The organism is Alkalibacterium indicireducens (assembly GCF_039522005.1).
Classification (GTDB): domain Bacteria; phylum Bacillota; class Bacilli; order Lactobacillales; family Carnobacteriaceae_A; genus Alkalibacterium; species Alkalibacterium indicireducens.
On sequence record NZ_BAAADA010000013.1, the window covers coordinates 1 to 1,587 of the forward strand.

The 1,587-nt window shown below is 32.0% G+C and carries 2 protein-coding genes; both read left to right on the forward strand.

Annotation, left to right across the window (positions count from 1 at the left end; translation table 11 throughout):
• The first annotated feature begins 138 nt into the window (after positions 1–138).
• Positions 139–1,341: a tyrosine-type recombinase/integrase gene (locus tag ABFX15_RS00835; protein ID WP_346023671.1), complete on the forward strand. Its 1,203-nt coding sequence runs from the start codon at positions 139–141 to the stop codon at positions 1,339–1,341.
• Positions 1,338–1,514: a hypothetical protein gene (locus tag ABFX15_RS00840; protein ID WP_346023672.1), complete on the forward strand. Its 177-nt coding sequence runs from the start codon at positions 1,338–1,340 to the stop codon at positions 1,512–1,514. The genes ABFX15_RS00835 and ABFX15_RS00840 overlap by 4 nt, the downstream gene beginning before the upstream one ends.
• Positions 1,515–1,587: the final 73 nt, after the last annotated feature.

Sequence of the window (1,587 nt, forward strand, 5' to 3'; positions counted from 1 at the left end):
AAGCTGATTAATCTAAATAATCCTTATAATGTAAAGGATAGAACGGGGTTCTTAGGGGTGCGAAACTTGAGAAACTTATTATACGAGTTAAGAACAATTCTTAACTACAAACTTATTATACGAGAGGAGGAAGAAATAATGGATACTATTGAAAATTTAATCAGGGAGGCAAGCATCTATTTGGAAGATATGGGTTATTCAGAAGGGACAAAAATTCGTTATAAAAGTTGCTGGAACTGCTTTAAAAAGTACGCAATATTGAATAACACTTATGATTTCACTATTGATTTTGGATATAGTTTTCTTATGAATCATTATAAAATCGATTTTGATTCAAATTTAACGCCATATCAAAGATTTGCTGTTCGCTCTATAAAAGTCTTAAATAGTATTTCTAAGGGAGAGCCGGTTAATAAATGTTATCATCGTAAAGGTCTTCAAGTACCACCTTGCTATTTTGAAATCCTTAAGGATTATATAGAATTCTTAAAGAAATCAGACTTATCAGATAAGACTATTGAGGGGAAAAAGTTTAACATCATGCAATTCCTTCATTTTCTTGAGACAAATGGGATTACTAAAATCTCAAATGTACAATCAAAAATTATCTTAATTTATATCGATTCATTAAGGAATTATGCAACATCTACAAAAGTTACTATTCTGCATACTTTAAAAAGCTTCTTTAATTTTTTAACCACAAACAATTATAATACTCACCAATTATCCCATTTTTTTCTGATTATTCGATCAAATAAACTTGAAAAACTACCCTCATATTACACAAATCATGAAATTCAAACTATTCTCTCTCATGTAGATCGAAATACAGCCATCGGGCGGCGTGACTATCTCATTTTGATATTAGCGATTCAGCTAGGTATGAGAGCTGGAGACATCAGAGACTTGAAGCTAAATGATATTAAATGGCACTTAGAAAAAATTGAAATAATTCAAGGTAAAACAAAAAACTCTTTGCAGTTACCATTAAGCGAAGGTTTAAAATACGCATTAATTGATTATTTGAAGAATGGCCGACCAGTAAGTGACGACCCCCACATTTTTATTAGACATAGAACGCCTTATGGGCGTTTTGAAAAAGGCAATGTATTTTGGAGTGTTATCAATAAGTATTTAGTTCTTGCCAAAATTGATGTTAAAGATAGAAAACGTGGTCTTCATGCAATGAGACACAGTTTAGCAAGTAATCTTTTACAAGAAAACATACCATTACCTGTTATTTCAGGAATATTGGGTCATGAAAACTCAAATACGACAATGGAATATCTCCGTATCGATATCAATCAACTTCGCATGGCGGGATTGGAGGTGCCTCTATGATAGAAACAAACAAAAAGTACACGTTTGATGGCCCTTTTGCTACTTATTGTTCAATGTATGTTGAATATAAGATAGGGCTAGGGTATAAATTCCAAGTGTCTTCTTATTACTCAAGTTTTGCAGTTGAATATCCAGGTTTAACCCTTGCGGTTATTGAAACTTCTTATAAATAATCATCAAAAAACACACAAAAAGACACCTCTCTTTGGTAAAATGTAGTCACCATAACAACATTCAAAGGAGAGA